The organism is Agromyces sp. NPDC052230 (genome assembly GCF_040679595.1).
GTDB lineage: Bacteria > Actinomycetota > Actinomycetes > Actinomycetales > Microbacteriaceae > Agromyces.
Map to the genome: position 1 here is coordinate 86,692 of NZ_JBFAVC010000002.1, position 14,166 is coordinate 100,857.

Annotated in this window: 17 protein-coding genes and 2 tRNA genes; 7 read left to right on the forward strand and 12 right to left on the reverse strand. The window is 69.6% G+C overall.

Annotation, left to right across the window (positions count from 1 at the left end):
* Positions 1-6: 6 nt before the first annotated feature.
* The 5 genes from AB0K73_RS05610 to AB0K73_RS05630 all read right to left on the reverse strand — a co-directional run bounded on the left by AB0K73_RS05610 (position 7) and on the right by AB0K73_RS05630 (position 2,526).
* Entirely contained in the window at positions 7-354 is a 348-nt protein-coding gene (locus AB0K73_RS05610) for a metallopeptidase family protein (RefSeq protein WP_360511483.1), read from the reverse strand.
* 34 nt (positions 355-388) lie between these two features.
* Positions 389-464, reverse strand: a tRNA-His gene (locus AB0K73_RS05615).
* Positions 465-508: 44 nt separating this feature from the next.
* Positions 509-1,129, reverse strand: coding sequence for an oligoribonuclease (orn, locus tag AB0K73_RS05620; RefSeq protein ID WP_360511485.1), 621 nt, complete (start codon positions 1,127-1,129; stop codon positions 509-511).
* A 57-nt stretch (positions 1,130-1,186) separates the two neighbouring features.
* Positions 1,187-1,259: transfer RNA gene (locus AB0K73_RS05625), tRNA-Arg, on the reverse strand.
* 49 nt (positions 1,260-1,308) lie between these two features.
* On the reverse strand, positions 1,309-2,526 hold the full coding sequence (locus AB0K73_RS05630; RefSeq protein WP_360511487.1) for a cation:proton antiporter: 1,218 nt from the start codon (positions 2,524-2,526) through the stop codon (positions 1,309-1,311).
* Between the two features lie 129 nt (positions 2,527-2,655).
* On the opposite strand from AB0K73_RS05630, the gene nadE reads away from it, so the two are divergent.
* A complete protein-coding gene (gene nadE, locus AB0K73_RS05635) occupies positions 2,656-3,477 on the forward strand; it encodes an ammonia-dependent NAD(+) synthetase (RefSeq protein WP_360511489.1) in 822 nt (273 codons plus the stop codon).
* Positions 3,478-3,555: 78 nt separating this feature from the next.
* Here the strand turns inward: nadE and AB0K73_RS05640 are convergent, their stop codons facing one another.
* The 3 genes from AB0K73_RS05640 to mgrA form a co-directional block, all read right to left on the reverse strand.
* Complete coding sequence (locus tag AB0K73_RS05640) at positions 3,556-4,242, reverse strand: hypothetical protein (RefSeq protein ID WP_360511491.1); 687 nt, start codon at positions 4,240-4,242, stop codon at positions 3,556-3,558.
* A 50-nt stretch (positions 4,243-4,292) separates the two neighbouring features.
* Positions 4,293-4,544 carry a hypothetical protein gene (locus tag AB0K73_RS05645; protein ID WP_360511493.1) on the reverse strand — a complete coding sequence of 84 codons (252 nt, stop codon included), beginning with the start codon at positions 4,542-4,544 and terminating at the stop codon, positions 4,293-4,295.
* 68 nt (positions 4,545-4,612) lie between these two features.
* Positions 4,613-5,620: an L-glyceraldehyde 3-phosphate reductase gene (gene mgrA / locus AB0K73_RS05650; protein ID WP_360511495.1), complete on the reverse strand. Its 1,008-nt coding sequence runs from the start codon at positions 5,618-5,620 to the stop codon at positions 4,613-4,615.
* Between the two features lie 17 nt (positions 5,621-5,637).
* On the opposite strand from mgrA, the gene msrA reads away from it, so the two are divergent.
* From msrA to AB0K73_RS05675, 5 genes are all read left to right on the forward strand, one after another.
* Positions 5,638-6,162, forward strand: coding sequence for a peptide-methionine (S)-S-oxide reductase MsrA (gene msrA, locus AB0K73_RS05655; protein WP_360511498.1), 525 nt, complete (start codon positions 5,638-5,640; stop codon positions 6,160-6,162).
* Between the two features lie 182 nt (positions 6,163-6,344).
* The gene (ssb, locus tag AB0K73_RS05660; protein ID WP_360511500.1) at positions 6,345-6,884 is read left to right on the forward strand and encodes a single-stranded DNA-binding protein; all 540 of its coding nucleotides are present in this window, start codon (positions 6,345-6,347) and stop codon (positions 6,882-6,884) included.
* Between the two features lie 95 nt (positions 6,885-6,979).
* A complete protein-coding gene (locus tag AB0K73_RS05665) occupies positions 6,980-7,489 on the forward strand; it encodes a hypothetical protein (RefSeq protein WP_360511502.1) in 510 nt (169 codons plus the stop codon).
* 54 nt (positions 7,490-7,543) lie between these two features.
* Entirely contained in the window at positions 7,544-9,226 is a 1,683-nt protein-coding gene (gene ettA, locus AB0K73_RS05670; RefSeq protein WP_360511504.1) for an energy-dependent translational throttle protein EttA, read from the forward strand.
* 1 nt (position 9,227) lies between these two features.
* Positions 9,228-9,704, forward strand: a complete 477-nt coding sequence (locus AB0K73_RS05675) for a thioesterase family protein (RefSeq protein WP_360511506.1) — start codon at positions 9,228-9,230, stop codon at positions 9,702-9,704.
* A gap of 19 nt (positions 9,705-9,723) precedes the next feature.
* Here the strand turns inward: AB0K73_RS05675 and AB0K73_RS05680 are convergent, their stop codons facing one another.
* The 3 genes from AB0K73_RS05680 to AB0K73_RS05690 form a co-directional block, all read right to left on the reverse strand.
* A complete protein-coding gene (locus tag AB0K73_RS05680) occupies positions 9,724-10,248 on the reverse strand; it encodes a hypothetical protein (protein WP_360511508.1) in 525 nt (174 codons plus the stop codon).
* A gap of 1 nt (position 10,249) precedes the next feature.
* The gene (locus AB0K73_RS05685) at positions 10,250-10,723 is read right to left on the reverse strand and encodes a Rieske (2Fe-2S) protein (protein WP_360511510.1); all 474 of its coding nucleotides are present in this window, start codon (positions 10,721-10,723) and stop codon (positions 10,250-10,252) included.
* A 98-nt stretch (positions 10,724-10,821) separates the two neighbouring features.
* The gene (locus AB0K73_RS05690) at positions 10,822-11,703 is read right to left on the reverse strand and encodes an acyl-CoA thioesterase II (RefSeq protein WP_360511512.1); all 882 of its coding nucleotides are present in this window, start codon (positions 11,701-11,703) and stop codon (positions 10,822-10,824) included.
* Between the two features lie 92 nt (positions 11,704-11,795).
* On the opposite strand from AB0K73_RS05690, the gene AB0K73_RS05695 reads away from it, so the two are divergent.
* Positions 11,796-12,476, forward strand: a complete 681-nt coding sequence (locus AB0K73_RS05695; protein WP_360511514.1) for a hypothetical protein — start codon at positions 11,796-11,798, stop codon at positions 12,474-12,476.
* 12 nt (positions 12,477-12,488) lie between these two features.
* Here AB0K73_RS05695 and AB0K73_RS05700 read toward each other — a convergent pair whose 3' ends face one another.
* A complete protein-coding gene (locus AB0K73_RS05700; RefSeq protein WP_360511516.1) occupies positions 12,489-14,156 on the reverse strand; it encodes an FAD-binding dehydrogenase in 1,668 nt (555 codons plus the stop codon).
* Between the last annotated feature and the right edge of the window lie 10 nt (positions 14,157-14,166).

Sequence of the window (14,166 nt, forward strand, 5' to 3'; positions counted from 1 at the left end):
CGGGATTCACGCCCAGCCCAGGTCGTGCAGCCGGTCGTCGTCGATGCCGTAGAAGTGCGCGATCTCGTGCACGAGGGTGACGTGGATCTCATCTCGGAGCTCGGCCTCGTCGGCCGCGATCGCGAGCAGCGGCTCGCGGTAGAGGATGATGCGGTCGGGCATCTCGCCGAAGCCGTACCGGTCGCGCTCCGTCAGCGCGAACCCGTCGTAGAGTCCGAGCAAGTCGAGGGAACCGTCTTCGGGGCGATCCTCGACGACGAAGACCACGTTCTCGAGGCCGTCGACCATGTCATCGGGCAGCCGGTCGAGTTCGTCGACCACGAGGGCCTCGAACGCTTCGGCATCGAGGTGCACGCGGTGCTCCGATCGACGTGCGTGGGGGACTACTTGGGGTGAGTAACGGGGCTTGAACCCGCGACCTCCTGGACCACAACCAGGCGCTCTACCGACTGAGCTATACCCACCATGTGTCGACCGCCGAAGCGAACTGGCAACTCAAAAGAGATTACTACACCTTGGCCTCGAACTCGTCCACGATGGACGCCGCGAGGGTCTGCAGCTCCTGGCTCGAGGGCCCCGGCTCGGTCACGAAGACCGCGCGGCGATAGTACTGGAGCTCCCGGATGGACTCGAGGATGTCGGCGAGAGCCCGGTGACCGCCGTTCTTGGCGGGGGAGTTGAAGTAGGCGCGGGGATACCAGCGCTTGGCGAGCTCCTTGATGGAGGACACATCGACGTTGCGGTAGTGCAGGTGCCCGTCGAGTCGCGGCATGAACTTCGCGAGGAAGGCCCGGTCGGTGCCGATCGAGTTGCCCGCGAGCGGCGCCCGCTGTTCGTCGGGCACGTGCTTGAGGACGTACTCGAGCACCTCGTACTCGGCCTCGGCGACGCTGACGCCGTTGGGGATCTCCTCGATGAGGCCCGACTCGGTGTGCATGGCGCGAACGAACTCGCCCATCGATTCGAGTGCGCTCGCATCGGGCTTGATCACGATGCTGAGGCCCGGGTCGACGGGGTTGAGGTCGTAGTCGGTGATGACGACGGCGATCTCGACGAGCTCATCGACCTCGAGGTCGAGCCCGGTCATCTCGCAGTCGATCCAGACCAGTCGGTCACTCGAGGTTGCCATGCGGCGAGTCTACCGGGGAGGTCGGACACGCCTGCCGCGGTGGCCGCGCCGGCATCGTCCCCCCGGAGAGATTCGAACTCCCGACCAAGTGGGTAGAAACCACCTGCTCTGTCCACTGAGCTACGGGGGGTGGCGGAGCGACGCACCAACAGCATATCCGGGGCGCCCGGGCGTCGTCGTCAGCTCTGGGCGGGCGCGCGCTCGTCGTCGGCGGGTCGGCTCGAGGCATCCGCTGATCGCCGATGCAGGGCGAGCCCGATCAGGGGGAAGAGGAGCACGGAGAGCATGCCGGCCCCGACCAGGGCGGCCGCGACGCCGCTCGAGAGCTCGCCGCGGTCGACGCCGATGGCGGTCACGGCCACGATGATCGGCAGCCCGGTGGCGCCGAACAGCGTCGTCGCGGCGAGATCCCGGCGGTTCGACCCGCGCGGTGCGGCGAGCATCGAGGGCAGTCCCCGCACGACGAGGAGCAGCACGAGGAAGATCGGCAGGAGGACGAGGGTGCGGATGTCACCCACGAGCGCTTCGAGGTCGAACGTCACGCCCGTGGCGATGAAGAAGATCGGCACGAGGAATCCGAATCCGAGCGCCTCGACCTTGCCCTCGATGGCCTCGATGTCGCGCGGCGGCGCGCCCGACAGGATGAGGCGGTAGAGCAGCCCGGCCGTGAATGCGCCGAGCAGCATGTCGAGTTCGAGCTCGACGCTGAGTGCGATGAGCGCGACCAGGACGAGCACGACGAGGCGTACGCCGAACTGGCCGCTCGTGTGCAGCGTAGCGTTGATGATGCGGTGCAGGTGACGACCGGCACCGCGCGCGGCGAGCCAGATGGCGCCGCCGGCCACCACAGCGAACGCGATGAGCACGAGTGCAGCCGTGAGCGGCGAACGACCGCTCAGGAAGAGCGAGATCGCGAGGAGCGGGGCGAACTCGCCGACGGCTCCGAGCGCGATCACGGCGATCCCGAAGGGGGTCCGCAGGTCGCCGGAGTCGCGCAGCACCGGCATGATCGTGCCGAGCGCCGTCGACGTGAGCGCGATGCCGATGAACGCGGCCGAGGCGAAGTCGGGTGCGAGCAGCGCGGCGAGGCCCACTCCGGCGGCCAGCGAGATGACCCAGCCGATCGCCGCGCGACCGAGCGGTCGGCCCCGGATGGCGCGGAAGTCGATCTCGTTCCCGGCGAGGAAGAAGAGCATGGCCAGGCCGAAGTCGGAGAAGAACGCCATGAGGTCGTCGGGCACGATCCAGCCGAGCATCGCCGGGCCGAGGGCCAGGCCCAGCACGATCTCGAACACGACGAGCGGGATGACGACCCACTGGGAGAGCGCGCGGACCAGAAGGGGAGCGGCGACCGCGACCGCCGGGAACAGCACCAGCGTGCCGATCGAGTAGTCCAACTCCGCCCCCCGGATCCCCTCTTGCACCCACGTGCGCCTGCGGCGATGCTATCGGAGCGCGGAAAGCCCGGCCGGGCCGGGTCCCCGTCGCGTTTCGTGCGCGAAACATCGCGGCGGTATCGTCGTGGGATGCGCGACCTGCAGGCGAGAATCATCGACGAGCTCCACGTCCGCCCGACCATCGACCCGGCCGAGCAGGTGCGTGCCCGGATCGAGTTCCTGAAGACCTACCTGCGTACCACGGGCGCAGCCGGCCTCGTGCTCGGCATCAGCGGGGGACAGGACTCCTCGCTCGCCGGCCGCCTCTGCCAGTTCGCAGTCGAGGAGCTCGCCGCCGAGGGCGATCCGGCGCGGTTCGTCGCCGTGCGGCTGCCCTACGGGGTGCAGCACGACGAGGCCGACGCGCAGCTGGCGCTCGACTTCATTCAGCCCGCCGAGACGATGGTCTTCAACATCGCCGAACCCGTCGATGAGCTCGCCGAGGAGGTCGCCGAGGCCACGGGCGTCGCCCTGACCGACTTCGGAAAGGGCAACGTGAAGGCCCGCATGCGCATGATCGCGCAGTACGCGATCGCCGGCGAGGGTCGGTTGCTCGTGGTCGGCACTGATCACGCGGCCGAGGCGGTCACGGGCTTCTTCACGAAGTACGGCGACGGCGGCGCCGACATCCTGCCCCTCACGGGTCTCACGAAACGCCAGGGCCGCGCGATGCTGCAGCATCTCGGCGCCCCCGAGCGGATCTACACGAAGGTGCCGACCGCCGACCTCCTCGACCACCACCCCGGCCAGGCCGACGAAGCGAACCTCGGCCTCACGTATCACGACATCGACGCGTTCCTCGAGGGCGAGCAGATCGACCCCGAGATCGCCGAGCGCATCGAGGCGCGGTTCCTGCAGACCCGCCACAAGCGAGCGGTGCCGGTGTCGATGTTCGACGACTGGTGGATCTGACCCGCTGACGCGCGGCTCAGTGCAGTCGGCTCAGTGCAGTCGGCTCAGTGCAGCCGGCTCAGGGCAGCCGGGCTCGGCTCAGGCGCGTGCGTCGTCGAGCGTGGGAGTCGGGGCGGTGTCGGTCGGAAGCGCCTCCGAGTCGGTCGGGCGCCGTGAGGTTTCGTCTCGGCGCGCCGCACGTTCGATCGTGGCAGCACTCCGGTAGCGCTCGTGGTGCTGTTCGGCGACCCAGGCGTCTTGTGCCTCGACGGCGGCCTGTTCGGGCTCCTGGCGCTGCGAGCGCCACCGCAGGAGGTCGTTCTGGAACTGCTTGCGGGTGCGCCCGGGCCGCCGCTGCCACTCGAGCAGCCGGTCGCGGAACTCGACGACCTCTGGGTCGAGCTGATACCCGAAGGTTGCGGACGCGCGCTTGAGTTCGTGCAGTTGGTGAGCCGCCCAGTTGGCCGCGACATCCGCTCCGTTGATCGGCAGCAGTCGCACCTGGATGTCGGCCTGCCCGACCATGCGATCGGCGAGCACCTGCTCTTGAGGAGTGAGCGAGTTCCAGACCGAGGCCTCGGTCGCGGCATCCACGAGCGCGGCGATCGCAGCGGCCCGGGCTTCGCGGTCGCGCTGCGCGACGAGGCGACGGATCGCCGTTCCGGCGATCCACGCGGCGAGCAGCCCAGAGGCCAGCATGGCCACGAAGAGCACCGCCGCTGCCAGCACGGTCGGGCGTGCCTCGTTCGAGGTCAACCATGAGATCAGGTCGTTCCACCACTCCATGGCTGCAGGCTAACGCCGTGGATGCCTTGTGCCCCTGATACCGCGCCGCATCACCGGAAGCACTCCGCGGCATCGCCCGCCGACCAGAATTCGCCGAGGTGCATCGAGCGGATGCCGCCGCCGACCACGCGGCGTGCGGCCCACCGTTCGAGACCGCCGACCTCGTGACGCTCGATGTGCCCGAGCACGGGCCCTCCCGTGCGGGAGACCCGCCAGAGCGACGGTGCCGCCGGCGTGATGGTGAGCCCGGAGACCGGGACAGGGAAGCTCTCGCGGGGCCGTGCGAGCATCGTGGTGGACATCGTCGCTCCTCTCCTCGTGCAGCCGGCCCTGCGTCTGCATCGAAGGTACGGTGAGCCACCGACATCCGTCAGGCCAAAGCGGTCCCGTCGGCGGCGTAGGGCTCGATGCGCGAGATCTCCTCGTCGCTGAGCGCTGCGGCGTCGAGCGCCGCGACGTTCTGCTCGAGCTGCTCGACGCTCGACGCACCGATGAGTGCGCTTGCGACGAGCGGTTCGCGCAGCACCCAGGAGAGCGCGAGCTGGGCGATCGTCTGCCCGCGATCCGCGGCGATCTCCTCCAGACCGCGAACGCGCTCGAGGTATTCGGGGCTGATGCGATCCGATGAGAGGAATCGGCTGGTGGCCGCTCGGGAATCGGCGGGTACGTCGCCGGAGAGGTACCGGTCGGTGAGGAGGCCCTGCGCGAGCGGCGAGAAGACGATGCTGGCAGCTCCCACCTTCTCGAGCGCCGGGAAGAGGCCGTCCTCGATGCGGCGGTCGAACATCGAGTACCGCGGCTGGTGGATCGTGAGCGGGACGCCCTCGGCCTCGAGCACGGCGGCGGCCGTGCGGGTCTGCTCGGGGTCGTAACTCGAGATGCCGACGTACAGCGCCTTGCCCTGACGCACGGCGTGCGCGAGCGCGCCCATGGTCTCCTCGATGGGCGTCTCGGGGTCGGGGCGGTGGGAATAGAAGATGTCGACGTAGTCGAGTCCCGTCCGGCGAAGGCTCTGGTCGAGGGACGCGAGGAGGTGCTTGCGCGAACCGAAGTCGCCGTAGGGGCCGGGCCACATCTCGTAGCCGGCCTTCGACGAGATGATGAGTTCGTCGCGGTACGGGGCCAGGTCGGTCGCGAGCATCCGGCCGAAGTTCTCCTCGGCGCCACCGGGCGGCGGGCCGTAGTTGTTCGCGAGGTCGAAGTGCGTGATGCCGAGATCGAAGGCGCGACGCACGATGGCGCGCTGGGTCTCGAAGGCGCGCTCGTGGCCGAAGTTGTGCCACAGGCCGAGCGAGAGTGCGGGGAGCTTGAGGCCGCTTCGGCCCACTCGGTTGTAGCGCATGCGGTCGTAGCGTTCCGGGGTGGCGACGAAGGTCATTCCGATACTCTAGAGCGATGGAAAGCTACGTTCTCGCGGGTGGCTGCTTCTGGTGCCTCGACGCCGTGTACCGCACCCTCCGTGGGGTCGAGGACGTCGTCTCGGGCTACACGGGCGGCTCCGTGCAGGACCCGAGCTATGAGGCCGTCTGCACGGGCCTCACCGGGCATGCCGAGGCGGTTCGGGTCGATTTCGATCCCGACGTCATCCCGCGCGGGGTCATCCTCGACGTGTTCTTCACTTTGCACGACCCGACCCAGCTGAATCGTCAGGGGGCGGATGTCGGAACGCAGTACCGTTCGGCGATGTTCCACCTCGACGACACCCAGCGCGAGGCGTTCGAGTCGGCACGTGACCGTGCGGCCGACTGGTGGCCCGGCCAGATCGTCACCGCCATCGAACCGCTGGCGGAGTTCTACCGCGCCGAGGAGTACCACCAGGACTTCTTCGCCAAGAACCCCGGCCAGGGCTACTGCCTCGCGGTCGCGTTGCCCAAGGTGCAGAAGATCCGGAAGTCGTACGCCGACTTCGTGCTCGCCTGACGACTCCTCCTCACCAGCCTGCTCGCGTCCCTGATCCTCCACGGTGGGCTCGGTGATCCCCGAATGGCCGGCGCCCGCGCCCGATGCTGGTGTGACGCGGCATCCGGGGCCTGGTCCGGCACGAGCAGCTCCGGATGCCGCGAGCCGCCGATTCGCGGCGGCGCAGGAGCCGAGGAGCACAGATGACCGACAGCATCACCGTCACGGGCGTCGTGGGCAGCGACCCGCGTGTGCACGTGACCACGCAGGGACTCGCGATCACGTCGTTCCGTCTCGCATCGACGAGGCGGTACTTCGATCGCGCCAAGGGCAGCTGGGAGGACGGCGAGACGAACTGGTACACGGTCTCGGCGTTCCGGCAGCTCGCACAGAACACCGCGGCATCCGTCGTCAAGGGCGAGCGGGTCGTGGTGCACGGCCGCCTACGCCTGCGGGCATGGGAGAACGGCGAGAAGTCGGGCATGGCCATCGAGATCGAGGCCGACGCGATCGGCCACGACCTCACCTGGGGAACGACGCAGCTCACGAAGGTGCGACTGGCGCGTGAGGCAGCCGACGGCGGCCAAGCGGTGGGGGACGATGCCGGCGCGTGGCCCGGCACGGAGGCGGCTCCCTTGGGTGACGCGTCCGTCGACGGGGCAGTCGAGCGAGCGGAGGAAGCGCCTGAGGATCCGTTCGTCGGTGAGCACGACGAGGATCGGTTCGAGAAGGCATCGGTCTGAGCGGAGCGCGGAGCGCGCAGCCGATCGCCCGATGGGGCCCGTGCCGCAGCATAGACTCGCTTCGGGCGGTCGGCACCCGCCGGAACAGGGGAGCGATGACGAGCCGTCTCGGCACCTCCGCCGCCATGGCGCTCGCCGGGGCTACGATCATCCTCGCCACCACCGCCGGATGCACCGCGACCTCTCCGGCTCCGACGCCGAGGCCCACGCCCACGCCCACGGGGTCGGCGCCCGTGGCCACCGGCGAGGCGACGCCCGCGCCGAGCCCGCCGCCGACGCTGCGGCCCACGCTCGCGGCCGGTGAGAACCGCGCGTACTTCGACGCGGTGAATCTCGCCGTGGTCGCCGCGAACCCGTCGGCCGGCGGGCGCGACTTCATCGACGCGCTCGTGGCCGCCGGATTCGACAAGAGTCAGATGGAGGTCACCGCCGACCGCACGACCGTCGACCTGGAGGCCGACTCGGTGCAGTTCGCCGTGCTCTTCCAGGGGGAGTGCCTCATCGGCCAATACGGATCGGGATCCGGCGGCTACCAGAGTGCGCTGCAGCCACCCCTCGGCACGGGCGGATGCCTCGTCGGGGATACCCGGCCCATCGACTGGTAGGTCCGGTCGACGCCGTGAGATGGCGACCCCGAGCCCCCGTAGACTGGTACGAATATGGCTGACTACATTTACTCGATGGTTCGCGCCCGCAAGGCGGTCGGCGACAAGGTCATTCTGGACGACGTCACCATGGCGTTCCTCCCCGGCGCGAAGATCGGCGTCGTGGGCCCGAACGGCGCCGGAAAGTCGACGATCCTGAAGATCATGGCCGGCCTCGACCAGCCCTCCAACGGCGAGGCGAGGCTGACGCCCGGGTATTCCGTCGGCATCCTCATGCAGGAGCCCGAGCTCGACGAGACCAAGACGGTGCTCGAGAACGTGCAGGAGGGCGTCGGCCCGATCAAGGCGAAGGTCGACCGGTTCAACGAGATCTCGCTCGCGATGGCCGAGCCCGACGCCGACTTCGACGCGCTCCTGGCCGAGATGGGCAGCCTCCAGGAGGACATCGACAGGGCCGATGCGTGGGATCTCGACTCCCAGCTCGAGCAGGCGATGGACGCGCTGCGCTGCCCGCCCGGCGATGAGAAGGTGTCGGTGCTCTCGGGCGGTGAGAAGCGCCGCGTGGCGCTCTGCAAGCTCCTGCTGCAGAAGCCCGACCTCCTCCTGCTCGACGAGCCCACGAACCACCTCGACGCCGAGAGCGTGCTCTGGCTCGAGCAGCACCTCGCGAAGTACCCCGGCGCCGTGCTCGCCGTGACCCACGATCGGTACTTCCTCGACCATGTCGCGGAGTGGATCTGCGAGGTCGACCGCGGCCGCCTCTACCCGTACGAGGGCAACTACTCGACGTACCTCGAGAAGAAGCAGGAGCGCCTCTCCGTCCAGGGCAAGAAGGACGCGAAGCTCGCCAAGCGCCTCGCCGACGAGCTCGACTGGGTGCGTTCGAACGCGAAGGGCCGTCAGGCGAAGTCGAAGGCCCGTCTCGCGCGCTACGAGGAGATGGCCGCCGAGGCGGAGCGCACGAAGAAGCTCGACTTCGAGGAGATCCAGATCCCGCCGGGTCCGCGACTCGGCAACCTCGTGCTCGAGGCGAAGGACCTGGAGAAGGGCTTCGGCGACCGCACGCTCATCGTGGGCCTCAGGTTCACGCTGCCCCGCAACGGCATCGTGGGCATCATCGGGCCGAACGGTGTCGGCAAGACGACGCTGTTCAAGACCATCGTCGGCATGGAACCGCTCGACGGCGGCGAACTGAAGATCGGCGAGACCGTCAAGATCTCCTACGTCGACCAGTCACGCGGCGGCATCGATCCCAAGAAGACGCTCTGGGAGGTCGTGTCCGACGGTCTCGACTACATCCAGGTGGGCAAGACCGAGGTGCCGAGCCGCGCGTACGTGTCGACGTTCGGCTTCAAGGGCCCCGACCAGCAGAAGCCGGCCGGCGTGCTCTCGGGTGGTGAGCGCAACCGGCTGAACCTCGCGCTCACCCTGAAGCAGGGCGGCAACCTCCTGCTCCTCGACGAGCCCACCAACGACCTCGACGTCGAGACGCTGTCGAGCCTCGAGAACGCGCTCCTCGAGTTCCCGGGCTGCGCTGTGGTCATCACCCACGATCGGTGGTTCCTCGACCGCATCGCGACGCATATCCTCGCCTATGAGGGCACCGAGGAGAACCCCTCGTACTGGCACTGGTTCGAGGGCAACTTCGAGGCGTACGAGGCGAATAAGATCGAGCGTCTCGGGCCCGAGGCCGCGAAGCCGCATCGCTCCGCGTACCGCAAGCTCACGAGGCACTGACGTGCGCCTGCACGTGCCGACGCCGCTCCGATGGGGTGACCTCGACGCGTACGGTCACGTGAACAACGCTCGGATGCTGAGTCTTCTCGAGGAGGCTCGCATCCAGGCGTTCTGGGCCAGCGACGACACCTCCGAGCACGCCGTCGGCGCCACGACGGCGGTGATCGACGCGACGTCGGGTTCCGACACGCTTACGCTGATCGCGCGTCAGGAGGTCGAGTACCTCGCGCCGATCCCGTACCAGCGTCAGCCGCTCGACATCGAGCTGTGGATCGGTCACATGGGCGGCGCCAGCCTCGACGTCTGCTACGAGGTGTTCTCGCCGGTCGGGGTGCAGCCGCGAGCGCTGTACACGCGTGCGACCACGACGATCGTGCTGGTCGACGCGACATCCGGTCGACCGCGTCGAATCGGCGATGCCGAACGTGCCGCTTGGGAGCCGTACCTCGGCGAGCCGCTCGCCTACCGCCGGCGCTGACGCCGCGAGACGGCGCGGCTCAACGCTCCACCGGTTCGTCGCTGAACGAGCCCTCCCATACTGCGCGGCTGCCTGCCTCACCGATCCGCACGAGCGTCCACGTGGTGCCGGTGGCGACCGTGAGCGCCGCCAGCGTGAGCACGACGCCCACCACGGCGCGCACGGCCCGCACAGGGCGGCGCGCGGCATCCGCTCGGGTACGCCGTCGCGTAGCGACGAGGTCGACGACCGCCCAGGCGGCGATCGCCATGGCCAGCACGAGGAGCCCGATGAGCCAGGGCACGATGTCCTCGCCCTGGGCGGTGTGCTCCTGGATGAGCGGCGCGGGCGGAACGCGCTGCTCCAGCCACTTGCCCGCCTCGATGGTCACCAGGCCGAGCGGGAGCAGCAGCGCCGCTGCGGCGACCACGGGAATCCACAGGATGCGTCGGGCCGCCGGCCACGCCGCGATGAGCACGAGCGCCAGCGCCACGAGCGGTGTCAGCACGATCAGTGCATGGACGAGCAGGACGTGCAGCGGCAGGCCCGCGACGGTGTAGTCCACCTCAGGATGCGGCGACGATGCGATCGCCGGAGATGGCGATGGGGATCTCCGCGAGCGGCTCGAGGGCCGGGCCCTGGATGACCTCGCCCGTCGCGGCCTCGAACTTCGACCCGTGGCACGGGCAGTGGAACTCGTCACCCTTCGCCGCAACGATGCACTGCTGGTGCGTGCAGATGGCGCTGAACGCGACCACTTGACCCTCCGTCGGCTGTGCCACGAGCAGGGCTTGGCCGTTGACCGTCGTGGCGATGCTGCCGCCGACGGGGACGTCGGCGAGCGCCGCGATCTCATCGCCGACGGCGGGTGCATCGGGTGCGCCCGTCGCGCCCGTGCCGGGCTCATCGCTGACGCCGGTGGGGGTCGTGCCGGGCGAGGCATCCGGTGCGCACCCGGCCAGCGTCAGTGCGCTGCCGACCGCGCCGACCGAACCGAGCGCCAGTACCGTGCGCCTCGTGAGTTCCGTGGGATCCGTCATCGACTGAGCTCCTTCGTCCGCGACACTCGCGCGAGATGCGCGCCGTGCCCCATTCTGGAGGACGAGAACCGGCCTGCGGGCGAACCCACAGAATTCATTCAGTCGGATGCTTCCTCGCGGGGAATGCGGATCATGCCCTCCTGCGCCACGCTCGCGACGAGCACGCCCTCGCGCGTGTAGATGCGTCCCAGCGAGAGGCCCCGACCACCTCCGGCCGACGGTGATTCCTGCACGAACAGGAGCCACTCGTCGACCCGGGCATCGCGGTGCCACCACATGGCGTGGTCGAGGCTCGCGATCTTCAGGCCGGGCGTCGCCCACGCCACACCGTGGGCGCGGAGCACCGGTTCGAGGATGGAGTAGTCGCTCGCGTAGGCGAGTGCGGCGCGGTGCTGCTTGGGGTCGTCGGGGAGTCGTCCGAACGCCTTCATCCAGACCGCCTGCCGCGGCTCGCGATCGCCGTCGGCGCTGACGTAGATGGGCGATGGAATGTGTCGCACGTCGAACGCCCGGCCGTTCGACCAGTGGCGGGCGACGTCGTGGTCGAACTCGCCGAGGACCTCGGCGGTCGTGGGGAGGCCGTCGGGATCGGGGATCCCCTCGGGCATCTCGACCGCATGCTCGAGACCCTCCTCGTGTCGTTGGAACGAGGCGATGAGCGAGAGGATCGGCACGCCGTTCTGGAACGCGTGCGTGCGCCGCGTCGTGAACGACCGCCCGTCGTGGAGCCGATCGACGGAGAACGTGATCGGATGCGTGACGTCGCCCGGACGAAGGAAGTAGCCGTGCATCGAGTGGATGGGGCGGTCGGCGGGCACGGTGTGCATCGCCGCGATGAGCGACTGGGCGAGCACCTGACCGCCGAACACGCGCCCGTGCGGCATCCACTGCGACGGGCCCGTGAAGATGTCCTCGGTCGTGCGAGCGCCGGTATCGGTGAGGCGCAGTGTGCTGAGCAGGCCGTCGATGGGACCGTTCATCGTTCCTCCGTGTTGCTGGGGCGGGCCCGCCCGCAGATCGGCGGAACGCGGCCGCCGGAGAGGCGGCACTCCCTTGGTAGTTTAGACAGCAGATGGTTCAGCAATTCACGCTCGCGGACAGCCTTTCGCTCGGCGACCTGCATACATACCTGCAGCGCGCCGGGCGCGTCGAGGACGGTTCCGTGCGGCTGGTCGCGGGTTCGGGCATCCTCGCCGTGTACACGGCGATCCTGTACCCGCGAGGCATCCTCGACGAGAGTCCGACCGTGCTGGGCCTGCGCACCTTCCAGTTGTTCGAGACCGACGACTTCGACGTCGTCGTGCCGATGCGTTCGGTCGTCGAGCGCATCGTGCGGGCGCGGGGACAACTCGGCGACGACGACGAGTCGCGTCCGGTCACGATGACCCGGCCGCCCGAGGTGAACACCGTCACCTGGGCCGGCATCTCGCCGCCCCGTGGCGGGTGGCGGCCCCTCGCCGACACCGACTCCGCCACCCTCGAGCGAGCCGCCAGGGCGGGAATCGAGGAGGTCGCCGAGGCGATCCCCGAGGGCACCGGCGAGCAGCTCGTGCAGCGTGTGCGCTCCGAGGTGTGGGGTCGCGGCATCGAGGGGCTCGAGTACGTGCCGGCGGGTGCCGCGTTCGCGGTCTACAGTCTCGGCTTCCTCGGCGACGACCCCGTTCGCCTGTTCGAGACGGGTCCGTGGACGAGGCTCTCGTCGCGTCGCGGCCACGTGCTCGTGCGCCGGAAGCCGTGGACCCTCAAGGCGTAGGCGCCACCGGCGTCAGCCGCGCGCTATGGCACGCCCGGCAACCCGGCCGGTGAAGAGGCATCCGCCGAGGAAGGTGCCCTCGAGCGCGCGATACCCGTGCACGCCGCCACCGCCGAACCCGGCGGCCTCGCCGACCGCGTAGAGCCCCGGCACCGGTGCGCCGTCGGCGCCGAGCGCCCGCGACTCGAGGTCGGTCTGGATGCCGCCGAGGGACTTTCGGGTGAGCAGGTGCAGCTTCACGGCGATGAGCGGGCCCGCCTTCGGGTCCAGGATGCGGTGCGGCGTCGCCACGCGGATGAGCTTGTCGCCGCGGTACCGACGCGCGCCGCGCACGGCGGTGAGCTGGGGGTCCTTCGAGAAGTCGTTGTCGAGCTCGCGGTCGCGGGCGACGATCTCGCGTTCGATGTTGGTGGTGTCGATCGGCACCTCGGGGGAGAGGGCACGCATGCCGTCGAAGAGCTCGGGAAGGGTGTCGGCGACCACGAAGTCGACGCCGTGCTGCTTGAACGCCTCCACGGGGGCGGGCGCGCCGGAACCGAGGCGGTCGGCGAGGAGCCTCAGGTCCTTGCCGGTGAGGTCGGGGTTCTGCTCGCTGCCCGACAGCGCGAACTCCTTCTCGATGATCTTCTGGGTGAGCACGAACCACGAGTGCGCGTGTCCGGTCGCGACGATGTGCTCGAGCGTGCCGAGCGTGTCGAACCCGGGGAAGAGCGGCGCCGGAAGCCGCTTGCCCTCGGCGTCGAACCACAGCGACGAGGGACCGGGCAGGATCCGGATGCCGTGCAGCGGCCACACGGGCTCCCAGTTCGCGATGCCCTCGGTGTAGTGCCACATCCGGTCGCGGTTCACGAGTCTCGCGCCCGCCTGCTCGGAGACGGGGAGCATCCGGCCGTCGACGTGCGCGGGCACCCCCGAGAGCATCGCCGTCGGCGCCGGGCCCATGCGCTCGGGCCAGTACTGCCGCACCAGGTCGTGATTACCGCCGATGCCGCCGGATGCCACGACCACCGCCGCGGCCCGCACCTCGAACTCGCCGGTCGCATCGCGGTTGCTCGGCTCGCCGCGCTTCGCGGGGTCGTCGGCGAGTACCGTGCCGCGGACGCCGACCACCGCACCCGACTCGACGATGAGCTCGTCGACGCGGTGCCGATGCCGCAGTTCGACGAGACCCGCCGCCGCACCCGCGCGCACGCGGGCGATGAACGGCTCGAGCACGCCGGGGCCGGTGCCCCAGGTGATGTGGAAGCGCGGCACCGAGTTGCCGTGTCCGATGGCGCCGTACCCGCCCCGTTCGGCCCAGCCCACGACGGGGAAGAACCGCACGCCCTTCTCGTGCAGCCACGCACGCTTCTCGCCTGCGGAGAACTCGAGGTACGCCTCCGCCCAGCGGCGGCCCCATTCGTCCTCGTCGCGATCGAAGCCGGCGGTGCCGTCCCAGTCCTGCCGTGCGAGCTCGAGCGAGTCGCGGACGCCCATCCGGCGCTGCTCGGGCGAGTCGACGAGGAAGAGCCCGCCGAACGACCACCAGGCCTGCCCGCCGAGGCTCGCCTCGGGCTCCTGGTCGACGATCACGACGCGTTTGCCGGCGTCCACGAGTTCGGCGGCCGCGACGAGGCCGGAGAGGCCGGCGCCGACGATGATCGCGTCGGGCTCGAGGCGGGGTGCGGGTGAAGCGGCCACATGGACTCCT

Coding starts and splice junctions, on each gene's coding strand:
- AB0K73_RS05685 (WP_360511510.1), bottom strand. CDS start 10,723: ATGACGGATCCCACGGAACTCACGAGGCGCACGGTACTGGCGCTCGGT.
- AB0K73_RS05640 (WP_360511491.1), bottom strand. CDS start 4,242: ATGGAGTGGTGGAACGACCTGATCTCATGGTTGACCTCGAACGAGGCA.
- ettA (WP_360511504.1), top strand. CDS start 7,544: ATGGCTGACTACATTTACTCGATGGTTCGCGCCCGCAAGGCGGTCGGC.
- AB0K73_RS05695 (WP_360511514.1), top strand. CDS start 11,796: ATGGTTCAGCAATTCACGCTCGCGGACAGCCTTTCGCTCGGCGACCTG.
- AB0K73_RS05690 (WP_360511512.1), bottom strand. CDS start 11,703: ATGAACGGTCCCATCGACGGCCTGCTCAGCACACTGCGCCTCACCGAT.
- orn (WP_360511485.1), bottom strand. CDS start 1,129: ATGGCAACCTCGAGTGACCGACTGGTCTGGATCGACTGCGAGATGACC.
- AB0K73_RS05645 (WP_360511493.1), bottom strand. CDS start 4,544: ATGTCCACCACGATGCTCGCACGGCCCCGCGAGAGCTTCCCTGTCCCG.
- ssb (WP_360511500.1), top strand. CDS start 6,345: ATGACCGACAGCATCACCGTCACGGGCGTCGTGGGCAGCGACCCGCGT.
- mgrA (WP_360511495.1), bottom strand. CDS start 5,620: ATGACCTTCGTCGCCACCCCGGAACGCTACGACCGCATGCGCTACAAC.
- AB0K73_RS05665 (WP_360511502.1), top strand. CDS start 6,980: ATGACGAGCCGTCTCGGCACCTCCGCCGCCATGGCGCTCGCCGGGGCT.
- nadE (WP_360511489.1), top strand. CDS start 2,656: ATGCGCGACCTGCAGGCGAGAATCATCGACGAGCTCCACGTCCGCCCG.
- msrA (WP_360511498.1), top strand. CDS start 5,638: ATGGAAAGCTACGTTCTCGCGGGTGGCTGCTTCTGGTGCCTCGACGCC.